The organism is Streptomyces sp. AHA2 (assembly GCF_036857595.1).
Lineage (GTDB): Bacteria > Actinomycetota > Actinomycetes > Streptomycetales > Streptomycetaceae > Streptomyces.
On sequence record NZ_JAUQWJ010000014.1, the window covers coordinates 1 to 25484 of the forward strand.

The following is a 25484-nucleotide window of genomic DNA, read 5'->3' on the forward strand; positions in this document are numbered from 1 at the left end:
GCCCGCAACGGCTTCAGCACCACCGTCACCACACCCTCACCCGGCACGAACCCGTCCGCACCCGCATCGAACGGCCGCAGGGCGTTGGTCGGGGAGAACGAGCGCAGGCGGGAGCCGAGTTGGAAGTACTGGGGCGACATGCCCAGGTGCACGCCGGCGACGACGGCCTGCTCGCACTCGCCGGCGCGGATGCTGCGCACCGCCGTGTGCAGCGCCACCAGCGACGACGAACACAGCGTGTCGATCGTCATGCTCGGCCCGTGCAGATCCAGGAAGAAGCTCACCCGGTTCGCCAGGATCGCGTTGTGGTTGCCCAGGCCGGCGGGCGTCTGGACGACGTCCCCGACGACGGTGTCGCGGTAGTGCTGGTAGCTGGCGCCGACGAACACGCCCGTGGCCGGCTGGGACCTGCCGGCCAGGCCCGCGTCCTCCAGGGCCCGCCATGCGGACTGGACGAGGTGGCGCTGCTGCGGGTCGATCCACTCGGCCTCGGCGGGCGAGAGGCGGAAGAACCCGGGGTCGAAGTCGGTGAGGCCTTCGACGAAGCCCGCGCGCCGCAGGTAGACGGTGCCCGGGGTGCCGTCCGTGCCGTAGTAGGCGTCGATGTCCCAGCGGGAGGCCGGAACCTCGGTCAGGCAGTCCTCGCCCTCCACGAGGACCCGCCACAGCTCGTCGGTGCTCCCGGCGTTGGGGAACACCCCGTCGATGCCGATGACGGCGATGTCGTGCGTGTCGGCGTCCGTCCCCACGGAGGCGGAGGGGGCGTCCGGTGCGATGGCCTGTGCGGGTGCCTCGTCCGCCACACGGACCGGAGCGGTCGGCGGGGCCGCAGCGGTCGCAGCGGTCACGGCCGCAGGGGCCGAGACGGTCGCAGCGGCCGCCCGGGCCGGTTCCTCGCCCGCCCCGCCCGGCTCGCCCGCGCCGGGTCCGCCCGGCAGGCCGGCGGCGTCGGCGGGCGGCGCGGTGACGCCGTACTCGTTCCGCAGCTCCGCGGCGAGACGGTCGACCGTGCCGACCTCCAGGACCAGGGTCACCGGGATGTCGACGTCGAGCCGGTCCCGGATGTCCTGGGCCAGTGAGACGGCGAGCATCGAGTCGAGGCCCTGCTCCTGGAGCGGGCGGTCGGTCTCCAGTTCGGCGATGTCCAGCTCCAGGGCGGCGGCCACCCAGCCGGCCAGGACCGCTTCGAGCGTGCGTCCCGGCGGGCCACCGGGGAGGTGGCCGTTGGATGCGGGCACGGGGGCCGGAGCACGTTCCGGCCCCCGTGCCGGAGCCGGCGTCGTGGCTGGAGCCGCAGTCGTCGCCGGAGCCGGCCGGTGGCCGTGGTCCCCGGCACCGGCCGCGCCCTGCCCGGACGGTGCCGGGGAGAGCCGCTTCCAGGTGATGCCCCGTGCCTCCAGCACGGGTTCGTCGCCGTCCAGCACCACCAGACTGGCGGTCAGCAGTCCGGAGTCCGGGCCGGAGTCCCGGTCGCGCCGGGCGTAGACGCGCGCGGTGGAGGGAAGACGGCCGAGGACGGTGAGCCGCTCGACGGTGAAGGGGACGTACAGTCCCTGCGCGCCGCACGCGGCCAGCGCGACCTGGAAGGCGCCGTCCAGCAGCCGGGTGTCCACCACCCCGGCGGCGCTGTCGCCGCGCAGCACGCCCTGAGCCTTCCCGGGGGCGACCGAGAGGGACGCCACGGTGCGGAAACCGGCGCCGTAGTCCAGCCCGGCGCGGGCGAACGCCGCGTACATCGCGTCGAGTCCGACCTCGGTGAAGTCGTGCGCGGCCGGCGGGACGGCGAGCACGGGCTGCTCGGGCGCGGTCAGCGTGGCGGTGCACACCAGGGCGCCGGAGCCGTCCCGGAAGGCGAGGGCGTCCCCGTCGCGCGCGGCGGTGAGGGTCGCGGGTGCCTCCACGGCCGCCCGGAAGGTGAGGTCGCGCAGGCCGAAGCGGTCCCGGCCGAGGAACTCGGCGACCTTGTCCGGGTACCCGGCGCCCGGCAGGGTGGGCCTGCCGAGGACGAGGTGCTCCGCCGCCTCCGGGTGTTCCGTCCACGTGCTGCGCGGACGGGCCGGAGCCGACACGGGCGGCTGCTGCGGCGCGGGTTCGAGCCACAGGTACTTCTCGGCGTGCGGTGCGGTCGGGAAGCGCACCCCGGCCCGGCGGCGCGGCACGGCGGCGAGGTCCGCGCCGGCGACGAACGCCTGTGCGGCCGCGGCCAGTTGGCCGCGGTCCGCCGGTTCGCCGCCGGGCAGGTCGTACGGGTGTGCCGCCAGGGCCGCGACCCCGACGTGGAGCGAGCGGACGTCCTCGACACCGGCCAGGAACAACTGGAGCTTGTCCTGCAGTTGCTCGACGCTGTCCACCACGCACGCCAACCGGTGTGACCCGGCCCGCCGCAGCCGGCTCGCCTCGGCGAGGGCTGCCAGGGGCGGGCAGTAGGCGGAGCGGAGCATGAGCACGAGCCGGCGGGCGAGGGTGCGCAGCGCGTCGTCGGAACCGGCCGAGAGGACCAGCAGATGCGGACCGGGGTCCGTGCCGCCCTGCTCCGCGGCGGGGCCGGCCTCGACCACGACGTGGGCGTTGGCGCCTCCGAAGCCGAAGCTGCTGACGCCCGCGACGCGTGGGCCGTCACCCCACGGAAGGAGACGGTCGGCCACGAACAGCGGCGAGCCGCCGAAGTCGAACGACCGGTTGGGCGTCTCGTAGTTCAGCGACGGGGGGATGTGGGCCGCCTGGAGCGCGAGCACCGTCTTGATCAGGCCGGCGATGCCCGCCGCGGGTTCCAGGTGGCCGATGTTGGTCTTCACGGAGCCCACCGCGACCGGCCCCCGGCCGGCGGGTTCGCCCAGGACCGCGTGGAGGGCCTCCAGCTCGATGAGGTCGCCGAGCTGGGTGCCGGTGCCGTGGGCCTCGACGTAGCCGATGTCGGCGGCGGAGCGCCCGGAGCGGGCCAGAGCCCTGCGCAGTACGGCTTCCTGGGCCGGCCTGCTGGGCGCGGTGAGGAAGCCGGCGCTGCCGCCGGTGTGGTTGACGGCGGTGCCGCGGACCACCGCGAGGACGGGGTCCCCGTCGCGTTCGGCGTCGGAGAGCCGCTTGAGGATGAGGGCTCCGGCGCCCTCACCGCGCACGTAGCCGTCGGCGGCGTCGTCGAAGGCCCGGCAGGCGCCCTGCGGGGAGAGCATGCCGTTGCGGGCGAAGGAGCGGGTCTTGGCCGGGGTGAGCACCAGGTTGGCGGCCGCCACCACCGCGGCGTCGACCTCGCCCGCCCGCAGGTGCATGGCGGCTTGGTGGAGGGCGACGAGGGACGACGAGCAGGCCGTGTCGACGGTGAAGCTCGGGCCGGACCAGTCGAAGACGTGCGACAGGCGGTTGGCGACCATGGAGGGGGCCGTGCCGGTCGCCACGTGCGGGTCGGAGTGGCCGATGCTGCGGGCCACGATCTCCGGGAAGTCACTGGCGATGGCGCCCACGAAGACGCCGGTGGAGGCGCCGAGGGAGGTGTGGTCCCGGCCGCAGCTCTCCATCGCCTCGGCGGTGACGCTCAGCAGGATCCGCTGGAGCGGATCCATACGGCGCGCCTCACGGTCGGTGAGCCCGAAGCGGGCGGCGTCGAAGTACTCGACGCCGTCGACCCAGCCCATCCGTACGTCGTCGGCGTCCGCCTCGGACCACAGGTGGGCCCAGCCGCGCTTGCCCTCGGGGGCGTCCCCGATGCTGGACACGCCGCCGACGAGGTTGTGCCACAGCTCGTCCGGGGTGCTCGCGCCGGGGAACCGGCACGCCATGCCGATCACCGCGAGGGCGTCGTCGTCACCGGCCGGCCGCGCGGGAGCGGTGGCGGTGGGCGTGGTGGTGACGGGAACGGCGGTGACGGGAGCGGTCGCGGCCGGCGTGGCCGGCGCGGTGCGGACGGACCCGGCCGCGGTCTCGGTCTCGGTCTCGGTCTCGGTCAGTGGTACGACGCCCTCGGCGCCCAGGAGCCGGGCCAGTTTCACCGGGGTTCCCGTGGCGAAGACGGCGGGGGCGGTGACGGGTGCGCCCAGCTCGTCGCCGAGGCTCGCGGCGGCGACGGTGACGTTCACCGAATCGCCGCCCAGGTCGAAGAAGTTGGCGTGGACGTCGAAGTCGGGGTGGCCCAGCGTGGCCGCGAAGACCCGCGCGATGGACTGCGCGAGCGCTTCCTCCGTCATACCGGCCGCGCCGGCTCCGGCGGTCCGGCCGGGCGCGGCGCTCTCGCCGATCCCGTCGGTCCCGGACGCCTGCTCGGCGACCGAGCGCAGGATGGTGTCGCGCGTGGGCAGCGGGAGCCGGGCGCGGGCCACCTTGCCGTTGTCCGTGAGCGGCAGGGCGTCGAGGGCGACGTAGGCGTCCGGCAGCATGTAGGCGGGCAGGGCCGCGCCGACCAGGGCGTCGAGCCGGGACCTGTCCGGCACGGCGTCGCCCACCAGGTACGCGGTCAGCCTCGGCTCGCCGCGGCCCTCGAACCGCGCCGCGACGACGACGGCGGCCGTGACGCCGTCGACCGTCTCCAGCACCCGCTCGATCTCGGCGGGCTCGATGCGGTGGCCCCGCACCTTGACCTGGGCGTCGGTGCGGCCGAGCCACTCGACGGCACCGTCGGCGTGCAGGCGGACCTCGTCGCCGGTGCGGTAGAGCCGTGTCCCGGTGACGGGGTGGTCGACGAAGACCTGCCGCGTCAGGTCGGGCCGTCCGGCGTAACCGCGGGCCAGCCCGGTGCCGGAGAGGTACAGCTCGCCGGTGCTCCCGGCCGGGCACGGGTTCAGTTCCTCGTCCAGGACGTGGAGCCGCATGTGCGGGAGGGGCTCGCCGAGCGGGAGGAAGGTGCCGACCGACGTCACCGGGTGGGCGGCGGCCCAGATCGTCGCCTCGGTGGGGCCGTACAGGTTCCACAGGGCGCGGGCGGGCGCGTGGAGCCGCTCGGCGGTGGCGGGCGACAGCGCCTCGCCGCCGGAGAGGACGGTCAGCCCGGGATGCGGGGCCCAGCCGGTTCCCAGCAGCAGGCGCCACAGGCTCGGCGTGGCCTGGGCCACGGAGACCTCGCCCGCGAGCTCGGCCAGCCGGTACGGGTCGGCCGCGGTCTCGCGCGAGGCGAGGACCACCGTCGCCCCGACGGTGAGCGGCAGGAGCAGCTCCAGGAGGGAGATGTCGAAGGCGACGGTGGTGTGGGCGAGGACGGTGTCGTCCGCGGTGACGCCCAGGCGGGCGCCGACGCCGGTGAGGAAGTCGGCGAGCGCCCGGTGGCCGACCTCGACGCCCTTGGGGTCGCCGGTCGAGCCGCTGGTGAAGAGCGTGTAGGCCAGATCGGCGCCGGTGACGTGCGGGGGTACGGCCTGGGCCGCTCCGTCCGCCTCGGGCACCCGCCGCGCGTGACCCAGGGACGTGCCCAGGTCGTGGGTGCGGGCGTCGGTGAGGACGAGTTCGCAGCGGGAGACCTCCACGTACCGCCGCAGCCGGTCCACCGGGTAGCCCGGGTCCAGGGGCAGGAAGGACGCGCCGGCCCGCAGGATGCCGAGCAACGCGGGGAGCAGCGCGGTGTCGCGCTCCAGCAGGACGCCGACCACCGAGCCGTGCTCGACGCCCTCGTCGTGCAGACGGGCCGCGACGGCGTCCGCCCAGCCGTCGAGACCGGCGTAGTCGAGCGTGCGGGTCCCGGCGCGGACGGCGACGGCCCCGGGCCGCTCGGCCGCGGCCGCGGCGAAGAGGTCAAGGACGGTCCCGGCGCCGGGTGTCTCCTCGTCGGGCTCCCGGGCCGCATCCGGCTCCGGCCGCACGCCGGGGGCGGAGGACGCGGCCGAGGCGGCCAGCCCGTCGGTGGCGGCCAGCCCGTCGGTGGCGGCCAGCCCGTCGGTGGCGGCCAGCCCGTCGGTGGCGGCCAGCGCGGCGGTGGCGCCGGGCGGGGACGACGCGGTCGGCGGTTCGTCGCCCTGGAGCAGCGCCGCCATGGCGAGGTCCTCGACGCGTTCGACGAACCGCAGCGCCTCGGCTTCGCCCATGGCGGTCTCCCGCACGAAGACCGTGGGCGGGCCGTCCGTCAGGCACAGCAGCGCCATCTCGGTGTGGGGGTCGGCGGACGCCTCCTCGCCGGGAGCGCGCTCCAGCACCATGACGCGGGTGAAGCTCGGCTCGTCCGTGCCGAGCGGCCGCCCGGCCAGACCGAGACGGATTTCGAGGTCGCCGGCGTAGCCGTGCCGGGCGGCGGCCTCGTCGAGCCGGTCCCGCAGGGCGCGGGCGGTGCCGCCGTCGTAGCGCACGGGGAAGCGGGCGGCCGTCAGCCCGTGCGTCCGCTCCGCGAGGACGTGGGCGGCGGCCGGGGACCAGGCGAAGTCGAACGTCTCCTCGCCGGCGCGCTCGGCGACGGCCGCGAGGAACGCCCGGCAGACGGCGACGTTCTCGTCGCGCGAGGCGGGCAGGTACGCCAGTTCGTAGTGTCCGTAGTGGGCGGTGGCCGCGGAGAAGTCGTCGGCGGCCAGCGGGGCGGGCCGCACGTCCTCCAGGCGGGCGCGCCACCACGGCTCGTGGGGGCGCAGGAGCTTGTGGGCGTCGGTGATGTCGGCCAGCCGCTCCGGCGAGACGGCCGGGAGCGGGGAGCCGGGGGCGACGCCGAGTCGCTGGGCGGCGGCCTGGCCGCTGAGCGTGCTTCCGTCGACGGCCCTGAAGTCGCTGAGCACGAGGTCTGCGTCCGGCGCGGCCAGGGTGACGGCGGTGGTGGTCACGGACAGCACCGTGGTCTCGGTGCGGGGTTCGTCGCGCGGGATCAGCCGGGCCTGCCGGGTGTAGACGGCGCCGCGTTCGGTGACGAGGGCGGGCACGCCGAGCGGGTTGGGGAAGGAGCCGTAGTCGAGGGCCCGGACGAGCCGGGCGGCCTCGGCGGCGGAGGTGCCCGCGTGGATGACGCCCCCGGCGGCCATGCGCGCGGACCGGCGGTAGAAGCGGCGTTCGCGGCCGCTGGTGTCGAGGACGTCGGGGACGGTGCGCCGGACGACGTGCGGGACGAGGTCGGCGAACAGTTCGATGCCCACCTCGGCGGCCTCGTACGTGAGGGAGAGGGCGGTGGCGTGGTCGCGGACCGGGAACCAGCGCTCCAGGAGCACGCCGCCGGCGTCGACGGCCTCGGTCATCAGGTGCCAGGTGGCCGCGTGCCGTGCGGCGCCCTCGTACAGGGCCCAGGCCGGGACGTGGCTGCCGGAGTAGCGGGGCAGCGGGCCGTCGTGGAAGTTGATGGCGGCGACCCTCGGCAGACCGAGGACGTCCCCGGGCAGGATCCGGAAGTTGACCATGCTGAACAGGTAGTCGAACGGCCGGTCCGACAGCAGCGCCATGAGGTCGCCGGCCGGGTCGAGGACCGGAATGTCGTGGGTGCCGGCCCAGGTGACCACGGCGGGGTCGTCGCTGAGGATGCCCTCGATCGTCACGCCGGCCTCGAGGAGCCGGGCGGCGCCTTGGGTGAGGACGCGGGTGCCGCCGATGAGGTAGCAGTTGGCCTCCATGCTCACTGCGCCGCCTTTCGGGGTTCGGCGGCCCGGCCGCCGTCCTCGGCGCCGGCGTCCGTGGTCTCGCGCGCGACCCAGGCGTCGATCTGGGCGACGACCTCTTCGTCGTAGGAGAGCTGGCCGGGGGTCCACAGCGGGTTGGACAGGCCGCGGTGCGTCCGCTCGCACATCTCCCAGTCCTCGTAGTTGGCCTTGTCCCACAGGGCGAAGACGTCCTCGTGGGAGAAGTCGCTCTTGGCGGTCTCCGAGGGGTGGAAGAGCCAGAAGTGGCGGACGAAGCAGGTGCCGGGGCTCTCGGGCCAGACCCACTGCATCATCACGTAGTCGGCCGTGAACCCGAAGAGCAGGTTGGGCAGGATGGTGATCCAGTTGATCTTCTGGAGGTCGCCCTCGGGGACGTTCGGCATCGGCGCCCGGGCGCTGCGCCCCGTCATGGAGACGGAGTTGTAGCCGGTGCGGATGGACTGCCAGGCGCCGACGATGTCGCCCTTCAGGTCATAGGTGCCCGCGTCGTCGAAGTCGGTGATGCGGTGCAGGTCCTTGTGGGCGGTGGGGAAGTGCAGGCTCTCGTTGACGTTGTGCGCGACGAGCTTCCAGTTCGAGGCGACCGGGTAGTCCTTGGCCTCGGCGCACACCAGTTCGGCGAGGTCGTAGGCCTTGGCGAACTCGCCGAACTCGCCCAGCGACTCGTCGAGGTCGGGGGCGTCGTCGGACAGCGCCACGAAGACCACACCGTGGCGGATCTCGGTCCGCACGGGCAGCAGGCCGTTCTTCTCCTTGTCGAAGAAGTGGTCCATGTACGTGCCGTTGAGGCTCTTGAGCTTGCCGTTCCGGTCGTAGACCCAGCAGTGGTAGAGGCAGACCAGGCTCTGGCGCTTGCCGGTGGCCTCCTCGACGAGCTTGTAGCCGCGGTGCCGGCAGTAGTTGTGGTACCCCTGGATCCCGTTGTCCCCGTGGATGAGCAGGATGGAGCCGGAGCCGATGTTGAGGGTGCTGTAGGCGCCCTTCTCCTTCAACCGGGAGACGTGGTCGACGGGGAGCCAGCGCCGGCCGTAGATCCGCGACATCTCCCGGCGGAACTGCTCCTCGCCCGTGTAGAACTCGTGCGACCTGCCGATGCCGCCGGTCTCGAAGTAGGGCCTGTCCTCATCCTGGTCACTGATGAGGTCGAACATGCTGGACGCACGCGTCATCTGCGGGACTCCCTCGAACGAAGCGCATGGAATGCCGTGCCGGCGTCGCCGCGGGGCCGGGGCCTGCGGGCAGGCCGCACCGGTCCCCGGGCGCGTCGGACGGTGGGACGACTGGGGTGCTGCGGGGGGAGGGTGTGCGGATCCGGGCGCGCCCGGCGCGTCGGTGTGCGGTAACGGACCGGCCGGCGAGGCCCCTCGCGCAGGGGGGACACCGGTGTCCGGGACAGTCGTCCCGTCACAGGGGGCGCGGGGGTGGCGGCGTGGGAGGAGGCCGGCGCAGACGTGGGGCGCGGGACGCCGGCGCGAGCGTCGGTAACGGCACGCTCGGCGCGCGGCGGAGAGCTACTGACCCGGCGGCGTGAGGACTGTCGGAGGAGGAGCGGCGGGGCGTGATCAGCCGGCGGGGTCGTAGATCCGCTCGTCCTGCGGCACCCCGGCGTCGTCGTATAGGCGCTCCAGGGCGTCCGGCGCGTAGATCTCGTAGTCCGGGACGATGCCGCCGATCAGACCGAGCATCTTGTCGGTCCACTCCTGCGACTTGCTCATCGCGCTCATCGTCGCCTTGAAGAACGGCGGCAGTTCGGTGAGTTCGCCCAGCGTCGTCGTGAAGTCGTAGACGCCGGCGCTCTCCTCGTCGCGGAGCTTGTTGTACTCGGCCAGCGCCTCCTCCATCGGGCGCTCGCCGGCGAGGCCCTGGTGGATGCGCTCGGCGAGCAGCTCGCCGTGGAGGAAGGAGTCCGTGATGCCCCAGCCGGTGTAGGGGTCCTTGTGGTAGCCGGCGTCGCCGACCAGCGCCCAGCCGGGGCCGTACGCGCGGCGGTAGTAGTTGTCCGGGTAGCGCATGGGACGGAAGTCCTCCACGCGACGGCCCTGGTCGCGGAACTGCTCGCCCATCTCCGGGGAGACGTCGTCGATCACGGCCTGGAAGTTGGACTCGACGTCCTGGCGGAACTCCTTGAGGTGGCGCTTGGTGCCGATGATGGCGACCATCGTCAGGTCGTCGTTGGTCGGCCAGGTGCCGAACCACTTCTCGTTGAAGCCGTTCTTGTGGTGCAGGCCCCACGACTCGAGACCGCTGAAGTACGAGTAGTAGACGAAGCCGGCGGCGGGACGGACGTTGTACAGCTCCGCCCCCACCTTCTTGGCGACGGTGGAGTGGAACCCGTCGGCGCCGACGACGACCGTCGCGCGGAACTCGCGTTCGGGGCCGTCGCCCTCGCGTCCCCGGATACCGGTGACACGGCCCTCGGAGACGACCACGTCGGTCACGGTGAAACCTTCGACGACCTCGGCGCCGGCCCGGCGGGCGGCGTTGACGAGTATCTCGTCCAGCACCGTGCGGCGCGGGCAGTAGACGGCGTCGACGCCGTCGACGGGCTCCGCGAAGCCGTTGAGCTCGATGCCCCGGTACGCGTAGTGCATCTTGCGGAGCGCGGGTGTCTTGGCCGCGATGATCTCGTCGAGCAGGCCCCACTCCTTGAGCCGCAGCAGGCCCGCCTGGTGGATGTAGTGGGTCGACACCGCGTCGCTCGGGAAGGAGGCCCGGTCCACGACGAGAACGCGGTGACCCTGACGGGCCAGATGCATGGCCAGAGGCGCTCCCGCACAGCGGCCGCCCACAACAACGACGTCGTACATATGGTTCCCCCGCATTGGTCAGCCCCACGTCCTGACACACCGTCAGGCTGGTGGAATGAGCGTGATACGGAGGCTAGGCAAGGGGCAGATCAAGGTCAAGGGTTGGTCATGTGACGGCAATGCCGAGGGTTACCTATTTCGCCAACTGAATGAGAAATTCCACGCTGTGATGATGCCGTATGCCCGAATTTGACCACGTTCTACCGGCCAAAAATGTAACGCAGAACACAACCCAAGCAACGGTAAAGAACAAGCCATTCCGTTTATTGGAATGCAGACGCTGAATGGAATACTCCGATCCCGTACGACCGGCGTTGGAATTACCGAAGAGGAGCCGACGCCACCGGTTAACCCTTTCGCGGCATCCTCGTTTCCGGCGGCTGCGATCCCCGCGGGGTGGCCGGGCGACCGCCGAAGCGGCGCGTGACGACCTGTCGGAAGCCCGCGCCGCTCGTGCGTCGGAACCCGCGCCGGGAGCCGGGACGGCGGATCAGCGGCCCTTGGCGGCCGGCTCCAGGATCGCCACGCACTCCACGTGGTGCGTCGTCGAAAAGATGTCGGCCAGGCCAGATCTTGAAGAACGGCAGGTCAGACCCATCTCCTCGGCTCACCAGCCCGCTTGCTGACATCCAGAGCGTCAGACGAGCGTCACAAAGGACCGTTACCCCCTCTGACGCGATGCACTCGCGCGTAGCCCCCTAGTGGGGAGCGATCAGCGGCGCTCCACGCGACGGTCGTCGGCCTTCCCTCTTGTCGAGCAGTGGGACGCAGTGACGGCTGGGCACCGTGTGCCTGATGACCGGGGAGAGCGGGGTGGACTCGGAAGCAGCGCGGTGTACCAGCTCAGTCGCGGTGCCCGTTCGGGGTGCATGACGGGGGCATTCCCTGGATCAGGTCGCCCAACGCTTTCCCCGGCTCGTCCGACTCCGTGGCCGAAAAGGGAACCGTCCTCGCCACCCTGGCGGAGACTGGCGGGCGACGATCAACAGGGCGACGAGGAGAGGAGAGCGCGCCGATGGAGGAGTTCACGTACAAGCCCGCCGCCGATCGGCTCTTCGGGATGGTCCACATCGCGCTCAACCACGAGGGCGGGACGGTGACGGTGAGCGGTGACGGGCTGCCGCGCACCGAGATCCGGCGGAGCGCCGGTACCCCGCCGGAAAGCCATGTGCCGATCGGTACGCGCGAACAGGGGCGGCTTACCCTGAGCGTGGACGGCGCGGACGAGGCCCTGCGCCCTGCGAAGGGCTTCCTGACCCGGCGTTCCTACCGGGTGGAGGTCGAATCCTCGGCGCGGGGACACGGGTATCTGCTGGTGCCGGACTCTCTGGGCACCAGCCGTCTGCTGCGCGACGGCCGTCTCCTTGGCGTCTTCACGTCGACCGGGGACGGGTCGGTCAGCGCCGAGTGGGAGGAGCCGAACAGCGGCGAGCACGCGGAGCCCCACGACGCCGCCGTGGGGTACGCGCTCGCCGCCGCCTTCGGGACGGGGGCCGAGCCGATGTGGAAGCTGACGCTGAACGCCCTGCTGGAGATGTGGCCGTGAGCAGGTCTGCCCTCATTTCTCAGCCTGCGGCAGCGGGTGGGAGCAGGTCGAGCGGGCGACGAAAGCGATGCCGTCGTAGTCCTTCGCCGGTACGAGCGGCGCGGTGTGGAAACGGTAGGAGAACCGCGGCACGTTGGCGCCGAAGCTGCGCTGTGCCTGCGGCGCGTGCAGCCAGGGTGCGGTGCAGCGCAGGTCGATGTAGTAGTCGCCCTTCAGGGCGTCGGCGAGCCGTGCCTCGATGGACCGGGTTCCGGTGCCGATGCGGTGCCGTACAGGAGGGGCCTGCAGGTGGTCGCCCCTGCGGGCGAGGAAGGAGCCCTTGCCGAAGAGCAGGGCCAGGGCGTAGTAGCGGTCACCGTAACGCTCACGGAGCCTGCTGCCGAGCGCGGTGACCCGGTCCCCGTACGTGCCCTTCGCGAGGTGACCGTTGTGCGCCCAGACCATGACCCGGGCCGCCGGATCGGCGTCCACGAGGCGGGCGACGGCATCGGCCATGGCGCGGTCGCGCACGGCGAAGGCACTCTCCTCCCCGCCGGATTGGTCGAGCGAGCGGGTCACGAGATCGGCGGCGCGGACAAGGATCCGCGCGTGCTCCACCAGCTCATCGTCGGCGTCGGCGTGGCCGGCGAGGTGGCGGGCGACGTCCTCGGCGCGCTGCCGGAGCTTCTGTTCGGGGTCGGGGCGCGAGCCGGGGCGGGCGTGGATCAGGACCTCCAGGGCGCGGGCGTCCTCCTCGCGTCCGGGCGCGTGCGCGCGCAGGAAGGACGTCACGGCCTCGACCGAGTCGGCGGCGCGCTGCGGGTCGATGCCGACGAGGCGGACCCGGCGCTCCTCGGCCAGGTCCCGGTTGTGTGCGTGGAGCCACTCGACGAGGTCGACCATCTCCCGCGTGCGCCAGGTCCAGAAGCCGAGCCGGGCGACGAGCCGCGCCGGGAATCCGACGCCGTGCCGGACGTAGGCGTCCAGGGCGCGGGCGGCGGACTCGCTGGCTTCCATGGCGAGGGTGGTGAACCCTTCCTCGCGGACCAGGAACTCCATGATCCGGTGCTTGAGCCGGAAGAACTCGGCTGTGCCGTGGGTGGATTCGCCGAGGCCGACGATCCGGGCGCCGCGCAGCGTGTCCCCCAGCGGCTTCAGGTCGTCGGTGAGCGCACCTGGGGTCAGCGTGTCCAGGGGGCGGGCGTGCTCGGTCAGCCAGCGGGCGATCTCGTCGGGCACCGGGGTGCCCCTCCTCCCTGCGTGCGGCGTGGCGTGGCCCCTGCGGCCCGCCCGTGTCGCCGCACGCGATCGTGTGTCAGCTCTCGGCCTCGCGGCACGCCGTCAGGATCTCCCTGAGGTCTCGTACGGCGTCCTCTCGGCCATGGTCGGAATACACGCCCGCGACGTTGACGACAATTTCGTCCACGCCCGCGCGTCCGTATTCGGCCAGTCCGGCGGCGATCTCGCGGGGGGTGCCGTGCAGGAAGACGCCGGCGTCGACGAGGGCGCGGGCGCCGAGGTTCGGGCGGCTGTGGTGCACGCGCAGCCCGGCGCGGCGGAGCATGTCGGTGTAGTGGGGTCCGGCGAGGTGGGCGCGTGCGGCCGTGTAGGCGAGACGGTACGGGTTGCGGTGCGGGCGATCGACGGCGGCGTGCACAACGGTGACGACCCGCGGCACGGGGCGGCCCGCCTCGGCGGCGCCCTTGGCCATGGCGGGCAGCAGGGTGTCCTGGACGTAGCCGTGCGGGGTCATCCAGCTGATCGCGGCGTCCGCGACCTGCCCGGCGGCGCGTGCGAGCGCGGGACGCAGCACGCCGAGTCCGGTCTCGACGCCGGGGTGCACCAGTGGGGGGAGCCGGACGGCGCCGTCGTCGTCCTCGGGGCCGAGCAGTCGTCGCACCTCCCGGAGGTAGGCGAGGCAGGCGTCGCGCGGGCTGTCGTACGGCTTGCCGTGCAGTCCCGCGACGAAGTCCGGGGTCGCGGGGCCGAGCCCGAGAACGGTGGGGTGCCCGGTGAGCAGCGCGAGGGAGCGGGACTGGATCGCGGCCTCCATGGGGTGCCGCAGCGGCATCAGGACGACGCTGGTGCCGACCGGGACGCGGTATCCCCGCCCGGCCAGATATGCGAAGACCTGCTGGGTGTCCGCGCTCAGCGACTGGCCCTGCCAGAGGCGGGCGGCCCCGCCGTCGCGGACGAGTGCGGCGAAGGGGACGAGGGACTCGGGGTCCGTCGGCATGAGGGGGTACAGGACGGATACGCGCATCGTTCGGCCTCAGGAGGACGCGGCTTCGGTCAGGTAGCCCGAAGCCTGGATTCGGAAGAGACGGGCGTAGACGCCGTCGGCTCGCAGCAGGTCCTGGTGGACGCCGTCCTCGATGACCCTCCCGTTCTCCAGGACGACGATCCGGTCGGCCATCCGGACCGTGGAGAAGCGGTGGGCGATGACGAGGGAGGTGGCGCCGCGGGCGACGTCCCGGAGCCGGGAGAAGATCTCGGCTTCGGCCTCGGCGTCGATCGCCGCGGTCGGCTCGTCGAGGACGACGACGGGGGCGCGCCTCATGAAGGCGCGGCTGAGGGCGATCTTCTGCCACTGTCCGCCGGAGAGCTGGTGCCCGTCCTCGAAGTGGCGGCCGAGGACGGTGTCGTGGCCCTGCGGGAGCTCGTCCACGATCGCCGAAGCGCCGCCCGCGCGGGCCGCCTCCGCGATGCGTGTGGTGTCCTCGCGGGCCTCGACACGGCCGAAGCCGATGTTGTCGCGGACGGGCAGCTCGTAGCGGATGAAGTCCTGGAAGATGACGCCCATGTGGCGTTGCAGATCGTCGAGGTCGTACTCCTCGATGGGCACGTCGTCGACGAGGATCTGCCCGCTCGTCGGTTCGTAGAGGCGGGTGAGGAGCTTGACGAGGGTGGTCTTGCCGGCGCCGTTCTGCCCGACGAGGGCGACGCACTCGCCTGCCGGCAGGGTGAAGCTGACGCCGTCGAGGACGACACGGCCGGTGCCGGGGTAGACGAAGCGCACGTCCCGGAACTCGATGCCCTTGCGGAGCGTGTCCGGGAAGGGCCGGCTGCCGCCCTTGAGCCGGCGTTCGGGCAGGGCGAAGAAGGCGAAGAGGTTGCCGAGGAAGAGGCTGTCCTTGTAGAGGGCGGCGATGCCGAGCAGCATGCCGTGCGCGGAGACCTGGATCGAGCCGACCGCCTGGAGGTAGCCGGCGAGCTGGCCGACCTGGCCCGCTTCGGTGGTGGTGTGGATGGCCCAGAGCACGGCGCCGGACGAGGCGGCGACGCTGACCAGGCCGAGGACGCCGCCGAGGACGGACTGCCGGCGGGCGAGGCGCCGGTCCACGTCGAAGAAGGTCCGCACGAGCCGGGTGTACCGCTCCAGGAGGTGCGGCCCGAGCTGGAAGAGGCGCACCTCCTTGTAGGTGTGGTCGGTGGTCGTGAGGTGCTGGTAGTAGTACAGGCGGCGGCGGTCGGGGGCCCGTTCGTACTCGATCTCGTACGCCTTGTGGCTGAAGAACATGTACGAGATCACGGACGGGACGGGCGAGAGCAGGATCACCAGGGCGATCCAGGGGCTCCAGGTGAAGAGCACGATGCTGACCGTCGCCAGCGTGACCAGCTCCCGGCCGACCTCCAGGAGCTGGGTGAAGACCTGGTAGACGCGGCCGCCGCTGCTCTCCTGGAAGGCGCGCTGCATCGTGTCGTAGATCTCGGCGTCCTCGTACTGCTGCAGGTCGAGCCGGGTTCCCTTGTGCATCACCCACTCGCCCACGCGGGCGGTGAGCTCCAGGCGCAGCAGGGTGTCGAGGTACTGGAGAAAGGTGCCGAGGACGTGATTGACCAGGCCCACGCCCAGCAGCGCACCGCCCGCGAGAAGAGCCGTGCGTCCGGCGTCCGGGTCGCCGGTGACGGCGTCGGCCACGCCTTGCACGGTGGCGGCGACGAGCCCGATCTGGGCGGCCGGGATCAGGGCGAGCAGGACGGAGACGACCGTGAAGGCCGTCACGCGCAGCGGACTGAGCCGCCAGAAAAGTCCGCTGACGCGCAGCCAGATCATCCGCGCACCTCCCCCGCCGCCGCCGTGTGCGCCGTGCTCGTCGTCGGGACGCCGGCGGCGGCCTCGCGGCCGCGGAGCGCGCGTCGGACGTGGGCCCACAGGGCGTGGCTGCGGGCCTCCCGGTCGAGGTCGATGGGCAGCAGCCGGTTGATCTGCATGTGGGCCAGGCTGGCGAGGACCTGCTCCTCGGAGCCGACGAGGACGCCCTGCCGGGCGGCCGCTCGCACCGCCTCCGCGGTCTCCGCCACCGCGGGCGCCTGTGCCCCGAAGGTCTCCTGGAGCAGAGACCGGTGGGCCCGGCCCTCCGGGTGCGGGTCGCGGTCCCAGGGGCTGAGGAGTTCGCAGAGGTAGTCGCGGTGGGCACGGAACAGGGCGCGGCTGTCGCGGACATGGGTCTCGTCCGGGCCGGTGCCGTGGTCCGCGTACGGGGAGAGGTCGACGCCCCACTGGACGTGGAGGGTGTCGAGAGCGGCGACGGCGAGGAACTCGGGCCTGATGTCGAGCCGCCGGGACAGCAGCAGGGCGGTCGCCTCGCTGTTGGCGCGGAAGAGCCGTTCGGCCGTGTCGAAGACGTCCGGGCCGCCGTAACGGGCGATCTCCGGTGCGTATGCGGCGAGTTCGATGTCGCGGGCGAGTCCGAGGTCGACGAGGCTCCGGCCCCACGCGGTGATCTGGGTGAGGGTACGGGCCGGGTCGGTGCCGCGCACCCGCAGCCGCAGGTGTGGGAAGGGGTCGGCGTACCGGATGTAGAACCAGCGGTCCAGGAGCTCCTGGGCGGCCAGTTCTCCGACCAGGTCCAGGAGCGGGCCGGCGATGATCTCGTCCTGCCGTTCGGGCGCCGCGTAGACCTTGAGGAAGGTCCAGGGGCCGCCGGGGGCATGACGCTCCACCGGTACCTCCCGGCGGTGGCGCGGCACGGGCGCTCGCGTGGCGCGCACGGCGTCGCGGGCGACGACGGGCACGACGACCTCGGCGGCGTAGCGCTCGCCCGCCTCGTCCTGGAGCCACATGCCGTCGAAGGACGGCAGCATCTCGTGCAGCACGACGTTCGTCCGCTTGGCCGACTCCGCCCGGAGCTCCTCGCGGCAGGCGGGCTGGTCGAGGTCGAGGAGCAGCCGCTGGTCGGCCTCGACGAGGTAGACGTGCCGGGGCACCCGCCACCGGACCCGCCAGCCGTCGAGGTCGTCGACGGCGCCGGCGGCGAGCCGCCACTGGGCGGGCCGCAGGACGACCTTGCCGCGGCTGACACGCGGCAGGAACGGAGCCGCCTCCGCCGGTCCCCAGTGGAAGCCGGTCGGCAGGATGTGGCCGTCCAGGGACGCCTCGATCAGGAAGCGGGCGACGTTCGGGGCGAGGGTCGGGCTGAGCATGTGGTGCTGGGCCACGACGATCTCCCGGTCGAGCCGGCGCGACCACAGGTGGAAGCGGTCCCCGGAGACGCCGACCAGGATGTCGTCCAGCGGCACGACCCGGTCCGGGTCCACCGACGGGGCCGTGTTGACGGGGATCTCGTAGGGCCGGACGGCCGGGCGAAGCGTCACGTTGGCGGCGCGGCCGTACGGCGGCAGGAAGGCGAGCTCGGCGTAGGCGACGTCGGGGAAGAGGGCCTCCTCGCGCCGCGCGTATCCCCGGAGCCGTTCCACGGCGTCCTCGCCGAGCAGGTGGCCGAAGCGGCCGAAGGTGCGTCCTCCGTAGGTGAGGCTGTCGTGACGCAGGACCGCCCGCCACTCCCCCCGGTCCAGGGCCTGCCGGTCGGCGGAGTGGATCTGGAGGTACGCCTCCATCGCGGGCGGCGGGTCGGGCATGGGGCCGGGCGGTGCGAGCCGGTCGAGCCAGGCGTCGGTCAGCTCGACCTCGTCGGCCCGGTCCCACCACGCCTGCTGGGCGAACTCGACGAGCGCGCCGTCCAGACGGGCGGTGTCGTCGGGCGGCGCGGTGGGCAGCTCGATGGAGCGCGGCGGATTGGTGTACGTCGGCGGCGCGTCCAAGCCGGTGTCGGGGCTGAGCAGGCTGAGGACCGGGACGCGGGTCCCGGCGCCGTACCGCTCGATGAACTCCTCGCGGTAGCGCGTCAGATGGTCGCGCCTGCCCTGGGCGGCGCTGAGCCGCATCAGGACGCCGACGGCGTCGGCCGCGGCCTGTCCGACCGAGGCGTCGAGGACCGGCTCGCGCAGGTCGAGGAGGGTGTCGGCCTGGTAGCTCCGCCCGCTGTGACCGGGCACGAGTTCGTCCTGCGCCGCCGCGAGCGCGCGCAGCGAGGCGGTGTCGTGGACCCGGTCGGCGAGGTCGGCGACGGCACGGAGCCGTTCGGCGGTGGTCGCGGCGGCGGGGACGTCGGTCAGCTTCTTCAGGACGTGGTGCTCGGGGCGCCCCGCGGTCTGCGGCGGCCGCAGGTCGCCGATGAGGAAGCCGAGGTCCCAGAGCTGCCGGACCAGGCCCTCGACGGTCTCGGCGGGCACGTCGGGGAAGGCGGCGGCGAGTTCGGCGGTGAGCCGCTCGTACGGGACCGGCACGGCGGCCGTCCGCATGACGAGGTCGACGGCGGGGGTGGCTCGGACGCGGACGGTCCGCTCGTCGTGGCGGCCGTACTTGTCGGCCTGCGGCAGGACGACGCGGTCGCCCGCGCGGGCGGCCGTCGGGTTGAGGACGAGGTGGAGCCGGCGCAGAAGGTCCGCGTCCTCCTCCAGCTTCTCGATGAGCGCCAGCAGCCAGCCCATGTCGGCCCGGACGTGCAGCCGGTGGTCCTCGGGTCGGCCGAGCCGGGCGGTGGTGGCGGCGCCGAACTCGCCCATCGCGACGCCGGAGAAGGCTCCGAAGGGGGTGGGCCGGGTCGCCATGCGGGTCAGGTAGCGCAACAGCCCGGAGCGGAGGCGGCGGACGCGCTTCTCGGGCAGTTCGTCGAGGCGGTCAAGGCTGCCGGCCAGGTCCTCGCTGGCGACGAGCAAGGCGCGGGCGACGTCGGGGCGGCGGGCCCGTTCGACGAGGGCACCCGGGGTGCGGGCCGGGTCCTCGGTGAGGTCGAGGAAGGTGCGGGCGGGCAGGACCGGGGCGCGCAGCAGGAAGAAGCCAGCGGGCTCGTAGGACGGCATGGGCATCACCGGGCGAGGAAGACGCGGAACCAAAGGGGCCGCTGCTCGCCGAGGGCGGCGAGCAGGGTGAGGGCCACGCCGGTGGCACCGGTGAGGAGCCCCGGGTCGTCGACGGGCACGTCGGGGTCCTCCAGGTCGGCGAAGCCGAGCGGACGTGCCGCGTCGTGGTCGTCGAGCAGCTCCCCGACGAGGGCCGGCAGCCGGTCGCGGGCGGCGGTGCTGTGCGGCGCGAACTCCAGAGTGAGCATGACGAGTCCGGCGAGCCCGTGGCAGAGCGTGGGCGAGAGCGGCCGCAGGTGTCCGGCACGGGCGAGCGCGCCATCGAAGGCGGCGACGGCGGCGGTGCGGAGTTCCTCGTCGGCGGTTGCCTCGGCGACGGTCAGCAGGGCGCCCGCGACGCCGACCGTGCCGTAGCACCAGGCGATCCGGTCGTGTCCGCGGCCGGTGGCGGCCTCGTGGCCGTGCTCGTCGACGGGGACGCCGTCGCCCCAAACGGGGCCGTGCTCGTCGGTGCCGGCCCGGTCCCGGATCCAACGGGTGAGGTGGGCGACGGCCTCGCGCTGGCCGGGCCTGCGGTGGCCCGCCTCCCAGGCGGCAGCGAGAGCTGCGGCCACGCCCGGAGCGCCGTGTGAGAGGCCGAGGTTGAGATATCCGTGCGGGTACCTGACGTGGTAGTCGCCGACGGGCGGGTAGTGCGCCGGGGTGATGAGCCAGCGGTGCGGGGTGCCGTCGGTCTCGGCGGGTCCGGCGAGCCAGACGAGGTGGTCCACGAGCACGGCGACGGCCTCCGCGACCCGGGGCGAGGGATCGGGGACGGCGCCGAGGTGGGCGAGGGTGCCGGCGGCTCCGGTGACCAGGTCGTAGTCGAGGTCGCTGACGGAGCGCTCGATCCGGTGCGGGGGCGCGGCGAGGATCTGCTCGGCGAGCTGCTCGTTGAGCCGGTCGAGGCTGGGCCCGAAGCGGGGCTCGTCCCGGGCGACGTCGGTGAGGGCGAGGGCGAGACCGCTGGTGCCGGCGAACAGGCCGTGGTGCTCCAGGGGTTCGATCTGGGTGGACAGGACCGCCTCGCGTATGTGGGTGTACGCGGTCTCCGGTTCACCGAGCCCGGCGCGGGCGGCGTACAGGTGGAGGAGGGCCGAACCGGCCAGGCCGTGGGTGAGACTGGGCGGGTACCAGGCGCCGGAGGTGTCGCTCTGTTCGGCTGCGCGGAGCGCGAGGTCGTCGAGCTGGGCGGGGGTCGCGGTCGCGGCCACGACCCGGCTGACGGCCGTCCGCGCGCGGCGCACGAGTGCGGGGTCTGCCGTGCCGGCCCAGGTGTCGGTACCGTGGTGGGCGAGGTGCATGTCAGTCCAGTCCTGTCTGTTCGGCGTGCTGCTCGCGCTGCGTCGACGGGTGCTGCCGTGTCTCCACCACGGCAGCACCCGTCAGACGTTCAGCCCGTGCCTACTTGGGGGCCACGCAGAGGATCGTGCACATCGAGGTGCAGGCACACGTCTTGGTGACGCTGCAGCCAACCCGGGTGCAGACGGTGCGGGTGGCGATCGACGAGATCGACGGCGGGGGCGCCTGCTCACCGGCGGGGCCGGCGGCGGGGGCGGAGATACGGGCGTCCAGGTCGAATGCGTCCGACATGACTCTTCCTTTCGGAGTTCCTTTCCCGGCGGCCGAATCCGCCGGGGACGCCGGCGATTTCCCGGCGCTGGAGAAATCCTGTCGAATCGCGTTCGTCTCTTCCATTGGCCGTGGCGACAATATTCACACCGGCCGGGGAATTCCTTCCGTGGCGAATGCGTAAGAAGCCAGGCACACGGCGAGGCGGGACGAGAGTTCCAGTTTCTCCATGACGGCGGCGACATGTGCGCGCACGGTTCTCTCGGTGACGTGCAGGCGCTGCGCCATCGACTCGTTCGAGAGCCCCTCGGCGAGCAGCAGAAAGGTCTCCTGCTCCCGCGGGGTGAGCCGGCCGACGCGTCCCAGCGCCGGTTTCCAGTGCGGCCCGCCCGGCGCGCGGGCGGGTGCGGCGTGCGGTGTCTCGGTCTCGCTCACGGTGCTGCGACGCTCCTGTCTGCGGCGGCCCTGTCCAGCGGCCGCGTGAGGTGGTCGGTGGTCAGCCTGCGGTAGAACGGGTCCTCGGTGAGCAGCTGTTCGTGGGTGCCGACGGCGCTGACGCGGCCGTCGTCTAGGACGACGATCCGGTCGGCGGCGCGCACGGTCGACATGCGGTGCGCAACGACGAGCAGCGCACGTTCCCGGGAGATGCCGCGGAGCATGTCGGTGAGGTCGCGTTCGTTGATCGGGTCGAGTTGTGAGGTGGGTTCGTCGAGCAGGACGAGTTCGGGCCTGGGAAGCAGCGCGCGGGCGATGGCGACGCGCTGGCGTTCGCCGCCGGAAAGGTTGAATCCGCGGTCTCCGACGGCGGTTTCCAGGCCGTCCGGAAGGCATTCGACGAGTTCGGCCAGATTCACCATCCGCAGCGTTTCGAGAATTGCCTCCTCGTCGGCTTCCGGGCTCGCGTAGGTGAGATTGTCGCGCAGTGTTCCGTAGAGCAGGGGCGCGTGCTGCTCGACCAGTCCGATACGGGCGCGATGGGCGCGGGGGGCGACTCTGCGGAGCTCCTCGCCGTCGAAGAGGAGCTGTCCGTGGTCGGGCTCGTAGAACTTCTCGACGAGCGAGACGAGCGTGGTCTTCCCCGCGCCGGACCGTCCGACGAGAGCGATGAGCCCGGTCCGGGGCACGGAGAAGGAGACGTCGCGCAGCACGGGCCGGTCACCGTAGGAGAACGCGACGCTGCGCACGTCGAGCAGGGGCGAGGAGACCGGGCCGGAGGGGACGGCGGCCGGGGCCGGCGCGCTCGGGACGGCCCCCTCGGAGCCTTCGACGGGCAGCCGGAGGACGTCCTCGATGCGGCGGAGCGACCCGAGGCCGCGCTGGATGAGGCTGAGCGCGTTGAAGAGGCCCGCGAGCGGCATGACGAGGTAGGTGGCGAAGAGCAGGAACGCGACCAGTTCGCTGACGGACATGGAGCCGCCGGAGACCCGGACGGCTCCGATCAGCAGCACGAGCAGGAAGGACCCGTTGACCGCGATCTCCATGGCGGGCCCGACGACGGAACCGAGCCGGGCCGAGCGCACGCCCGCGGTGTAGGCCGCGTCCACGTCCGCACCGATGCGCTCTGCCTCCCGGGGCTCGGCGCGGGCGGCCCGTACGGTCCGGATGCCGCCGAGGGCGCGTTCGAGGTCGGCGGTCATCGCGCCGACACCGGCCAGGGCCTGTTCCGTACTGGTACGGATGCCTGCCATCACCCCGGCGACGAGGATGGCGGCGACCAGCAGCGTGGCGGCGACGACGAGGAACATCACCGGGTCGATCCAGAGCATCAGTCCGGCCGCGCCGACGCCGGTCACGGAGACGGTGACCAGTTGCACGAAGCTGCCCGCCACCATGTCGCGGAGCACGGTGGTGTCGGTGCCGACGCGCGACAGCAGGTCGCCGACCCGTCGGCCGTCGAGCTCGCGTACCCGGACGAAGAGCAGCCGCTCGACGAGCCGTCGACGCAGGCGCCGCACGACGCTCTCGCCCGTCACGTCCAGCAGGTACTGGCCGCACGCCTCCAGCGCCGCCTGGGCGAGGAAGAGGGCGGCGAGCGCGACGACGAGCAGCGAGAAGGTCCGGTCGGCGGCGACCCGGTCGATCAGACGCATCGTCAGAAGGGGCTGGAGCAGGCCGAGTACGGTGCCGACGACGGTCAGCGCGAGCGCGGCGCCGACGGTCCTGCCGCTGCCGCGCAGCAGCCGCAGCAGATCACCGGTGCCGGGGCGGGGGCCCTCGGGCGGCTCGGCGTCCTCTCCTCCTTCGCCGCCCCGGGCGGTCCCGGCGGCCCCGGCGGTCGGCTCGGTCACGGGCTCGGCCCGGGGAGCGGTGGTGGGCCCGGGCGAGTCCCCGGTCGCGAGCGGGTCGGTCATGGGCCTGCTGACGGGCGGTTCCGTCATGGGCGGCTCCTCTCCTCGGTCCGGGAGCCCACGCTGATCAGCACCCGGAAGTAGCTCTCGGGCAGTTCCTCGCCCACCAGCAGACCCTCCGCCTCCACCCAGGCGTGGGCGCCGAAGGGCGGCGCGGCGCGGACGCCGACGCACCAGGTGGGCCACTCCCCCCGAGCCCGGCACAGCAGCGCCGTGGCCACCGACCGGGGCAGGCAGCCCTCACGTCCCGCGCACACCGCGCTGACCGTAGTGACCGCCTGGCGCGCCCGGTACGTACGGTCGTGTCCGGCCGGGCGCGCGCCACGCGCCACCAGGCGAAGGAACCGTCCGAGCCGGGCGGGGGACAGCAGGAGCAGGGGGCGGGCCGCCGCCACGGCGAGGCGGGCGGCGGCGCGCTGCGCGAACGTGGTCCCGGTGTGTGTCTCCGGCACGGGGTGGAAGCTCATGGCCGTACCAGGCGGGCGTCGCGCAGCGCGGTCAGGAGCGCGGTGACGTCGGCCATCGCACGGTCGCCGTCCACGTCGAACGCGGCGCAGAGCGTGGCGGCGATCTCCCCGGCCGGTCTGCCGGCGAGCAGGCCCGTCAGGACCAGACTGCCGGTCGGATTGAGCTCCCAGTACTCGCCGGTGCCGCCGTCGAGCAGGACCTTGCCGTAGTCCGTGTCGACCAAGGACACGTCCTCGCGCAGTTGCATCGCGTTTCCCCTTCAGATGGTGCGGAGCCAGATCTCGCAGGCGAGCGTGGCGTCGAGGCCACCGTGCCGCAGTTCGGGAGACGAGGGCCGCAGGGTGATGTCCACGAGCCGCTCGGCGTCGACCAGCCCGGACGTGGCGAGGTGCGAGTCCCGCCACAGGTCGGCGAGCCGGCCCCGGTTCTCGCGCAGGCCGTTGGCCGCGTCGGCCGACGCCTCGCCCTTGGTCGTGCGGCGCAGCAGGGCGTCGGGGACCCGGCCGCGCATCGCGGTCTTAAGCAGTGGTTTGAAGTCCCAGGGCGTGGCGCGCTCCTCGGACCGGACGGACCAGCACGCCTCGACCACCGCGTCGTCGAGGAAGGGGCTGGCCAGCGGCAGCCCGCTGTGTTCGGCGACCTGGTGCAGGATCCGCGTGGCGCGCGTGCCGTGGTGCAGGGTGTGGAGTTCGTTGTGGAGAGCCCGGGTCGCGCCGCGCGGTTCGGCGGTGCGGGCGGCCTCCCGCAGACTCCGGCGTACGGAGGCGGCCGCGTCGGGCGTGGCCCAGCCGGGGAGGCGGGGCGGGATGTCCCAGCCGAAAACGTCCGGGCTGTGCGGGGCGGGACGCGGCGCGGTGATCTCGTCGGCGGCGTCGGCGAGCCACTGGCCGTACGGGCGGCGGTCGGTGAGCACCGACAGCGTCTCCCGCATCGACCAGCGGTTCTGGGCCCGGTAGCCGCGGATACTGCGCAGCGCCGTGAGGGGGCGGCTGGTCAGCAGGTCGCGGTGGTGGGCCGGGTGCCCCCACAGGACGTGGTCGCCGCCCATACCGGTCAGGTGCAGGCGCGAACCGCCGGCCAGGAGGGCGTCGTGGCCGACGAGTTGGCGCGGCTGGTCGAGGATGGTGGGCTGGGGTTCGTCGACAGGGCCGCGCACGTCGAGCAGGCCGCTGTAGAAGAGCGGGATCTCGTCGATGTCGAGCAGGACGTGGTCTAGGCCGTCGATCTCCGCGGCGGCGAGCCGTGCCCACCGCACGTCGTCGTCGCCCGGGTCCCGGCTCGGCATGGTGAGCGCGGGCAGCGGCCCGACGCTCACCGGAGCGGCGAGCGCGCAGACGGTGGTGGAGTCCAGCCCGCCGGACAGGTCGGCGCTGACGGTGCCGGCCGCCTCCACCCGCGTCCGTACCGCCTGGTCGAGCGCGCGGCGGAGCGCCTCGGCGCCTTCGGCGAGCGGGACGTGCGTGCGCGGCGGTTCCCACCAGCGGGCGGTGCGGGTGGGGGTGCGGCCGAACCGGAGGAGTTCGCCGGGGACGACCGCGTGGACCCCGCGCCAGAGCGGGACATCGCCCAGCGGGTGCGGGACGAAGTCCAGCAGGCGCAACGCGAGGACGTCCTCGTCGACGGGCGCGTCGACGATCCGGGCCAGGACGTCGGCGCGGTTGGCGGCGACGGTGAGCCCGTTGGTGGTGGCGTGGAAGAGGCGGCGCAGCCCGGCGGCCGTGCCACGGGCGTGGATCTCGCCGTGGGCCTCGACGACGACGTGGAAGTCCCCGGGCAGGCGGGCGGTCAGCCGGTCGAGCGCCTCGATCTCGCGCACTCCGGCCAGGTGCGCCTCGAGTTCGGCGGCGCCGACCGGGGTGTGCCCGAGGAGCGCAACGAAGAGTCCGTGGCTGTTGCGGGCGTGGACGGAACCGGCCCAGTCGCCCACGATGAACGGGTTTCCGGACGGGTGTGTGAGAGTCCGTGCGGCGCGCGGTTCCAGGCGGGAGGCCACGGCGAGGGCGGCCTCACAGTCCGGAAACAGCGCGAACCAACCCTCGCCGTGGCCTGTCATCGG

General features: G+C 73.1%; 15 protein-coding genes. 1 reads left to right on the plus strand and 14 read right to left on the minus strand.

Going from position 1 to position 25484, the window contains the following annotated elements:
- From Q5694_RS25055 to Q5694_RS25065, 3 genes are all read right to left on the minus strand, one after another.
- The coding region (locus Q5694_RS25055; RefSeq protein WP_333935732.1) for an amino acid adenylation domain-containing protein at positions 1 to 7496 on the minus strand (7496 nt) is incomplete at its 3' end.
- A 2-nt stretch (positions 7497 to 7498) separates the two neighbouring features.
- Positions 7499 to 8692, minus strand: coding sequence for an aromatic ring-hydroxylating oxygenase subunit alpha (locus tag Q5694_RS25060; RefSeq protein WP_333935590.1), 1194 nt, complete (start codon positions 8690 to 8692; stop codon positions 7499 to 7501).
- A gap of 393 nt (positions 8693 to 9085) precedes the next feature.
- Positions 9086 to 10345 carry an NAD(P)/FAD-dependent oxidoreductase gene (locus tag Q5694_RS25065; RefSeq protein ID WP_333935591.1) on the minus strand — a complete coding sequence of 420 codons (1260 nt, stop codon included), beginning with the start codon at positions 10343 to 10345 and terminating at the stop codon, positions 9086 to 9088.
- A 1000-nt stretch (positions 10346 to 11345) separates the two neighbouring features.
- Between Q5694_RS25065 and Q5694_RS25070 the strand changes: the two genes are divergently transcribed.
- Positions 11346 to 11876 (plus strand): hypothetical protein, encoded by a 531-nt coding sequence (locus Q5694_RS25070; protein WP_175446498.1) that lies wholly within the window; start codon positions 11346 to 11348, stop codon positions 11874 to 11876.
- Positions 11877 to 11888: 12 nt separating this feature from the next.
- On the opposite strand, the gene Q5694_RS25075 is transcribed toward Q5694_RS25070, so the two are convergent.
- The 11 genes from Q5694_RS25075 to Q5694_RS25125 form a co-directional block, all read right to left on the minus strand.
- The gene (locus Q5694_RS25075; protein ID WP_333935592.1) at positions 11889 to 13094 is read right to left on the minus strand and encodes an erythromycin esterase family protein; all 1206 of its coding nucleotides are present in this window, start codon (positions 13092 to 13094) and stop codon (positions 11889 to 11891) included.
- A 76-nt stretch (positions 13095 to 13170) separates the two neighbouring features.
- Positions 13171 to 14118: an LLM class flavin-dependent oxidoreductase gene (locus Q5694_RS25080; RefSeq protein ID WP_333935593.1), complete on the minus strand. Its 948-nt coding sequence runs from the start codon at positions 14116 to 14118 to the stop codon at positions 13171 to 13173.
- A 9-nt stretch (positions 14119 to 14127) separates the two neighbouring features.
- On the minus strand, positions 14128 to 15912 hold the full coding sequence (locus tag Q5694_RS25085) for an ABC transporter ATP-binding protein (protein ID WP_333935595.1): 1785 nt from the start codon (positions 15910 to 15912) through the stop codon (positions 14128 to 14130).
- Positions 15909 to 19001: a lantibiotic dehydratase gene (locus Q5694_RS25090; RefSeq protein ID WP_333935597.1), complete on the minus strand. Its 3093-nt coding sequence runs from the start codon at positions 18999 to 19001 to the stop codon at positions 15909 to 15911. The genes Q5694_RS25085 and Q5694_RS25090 overlap by 4 nt, the downstream gene beginning before the upstream one ends.
- A gap of 5 nt (positions 19002 to 19006) precedes the next feature.
- Positions 19007 to 20344 carry a lanthionine synthetase C family protein gene (locus Q5694_RS25095; protein ID WP_333935598.1) on the minus strand — a complete coding sequence of 446 codons (1338 nt, stop codon included), beginning with the start codon at positions 20342 to 20344 and terminating at the stop codon, positions 19007 to 19009.
- Positions 20345 to 20444: 100 nt separating this feature from the next.
- Entirely contained in the window at positions 20445 to 20633 is a 189-nt protein-coding gene (locus Q5694_RS25100; RefSeq protein WP_333935599.1) for an FDLD family class I lanthipeptide, read from the minus strand.
- Positions 20634 to 20756: 123 nt separating this feature from the next.
- Positions 20757 to 21047 carry a response regulator transcription factor gene (locus Q5694_RS25105; protein WP_230071713.1) on the minus strand — a complete coding sequence of 97 codons (291 nt, stop codon included), beginning with the start codon at positions 21045 to 21047 and terminating at the stop codon, positions 20757 to 20759.
- Entirely contained in the window at positions 21044 to 22990 is a 1947-nt protein-coding gene (locus Q5694_RS25110) for an ABC transporter ATP-binding protein (protein ID WP_333935600.1), read from the minus strand. Before Q5694_RS25110 ends, Q5694_RS25105 begins: the two co-directional genes overlap by 4 nt.
- Positions 22987 to 23427 (minus strand): lasso peptide biosynthesis B2 protein, encoded by a 441-nt coding sequence (locus Q5694_RS25115; protein ID WP_255129241.1) that lies wholly within the window; start codon positions 23425 to 23427, stop codon positions 22987 to 22989. Before Q5694_RS25115 ends, Q5694_RS25110 begins: the two co-directional genes overlap by 4 nt.
- Positions 23424 to 23675, minus strand: a complete 252-nt coding sequence (locus tag Q5694_RS25120; protein ID WP_333935602.1) for a lasso peptide biosynthesis PqqD family chaperone — start codon at positions 23673 to 23675, stop codon at positions 23424 to 23426. The genes Q5694_RS25115 and Q5694_RS25120 overlap by 4 nt, the downstream gene beginning before the upstream one ends.
- A gap of 12 nt (positions 23676 to 23687) precedes the next feature.
- Positions 23688 to 25481, minus strand: a complete 1794-nt coding sequence (locus tag Q5694_RS25125) for an asparagine synthase-related protein (protein ID WP_333935603.1) — start codon at positions 25479 to 25481, stop codon at positions 23688 to 23690.
- Positions 25482 to 25484 lie beyond the last annotated feature (3 nt).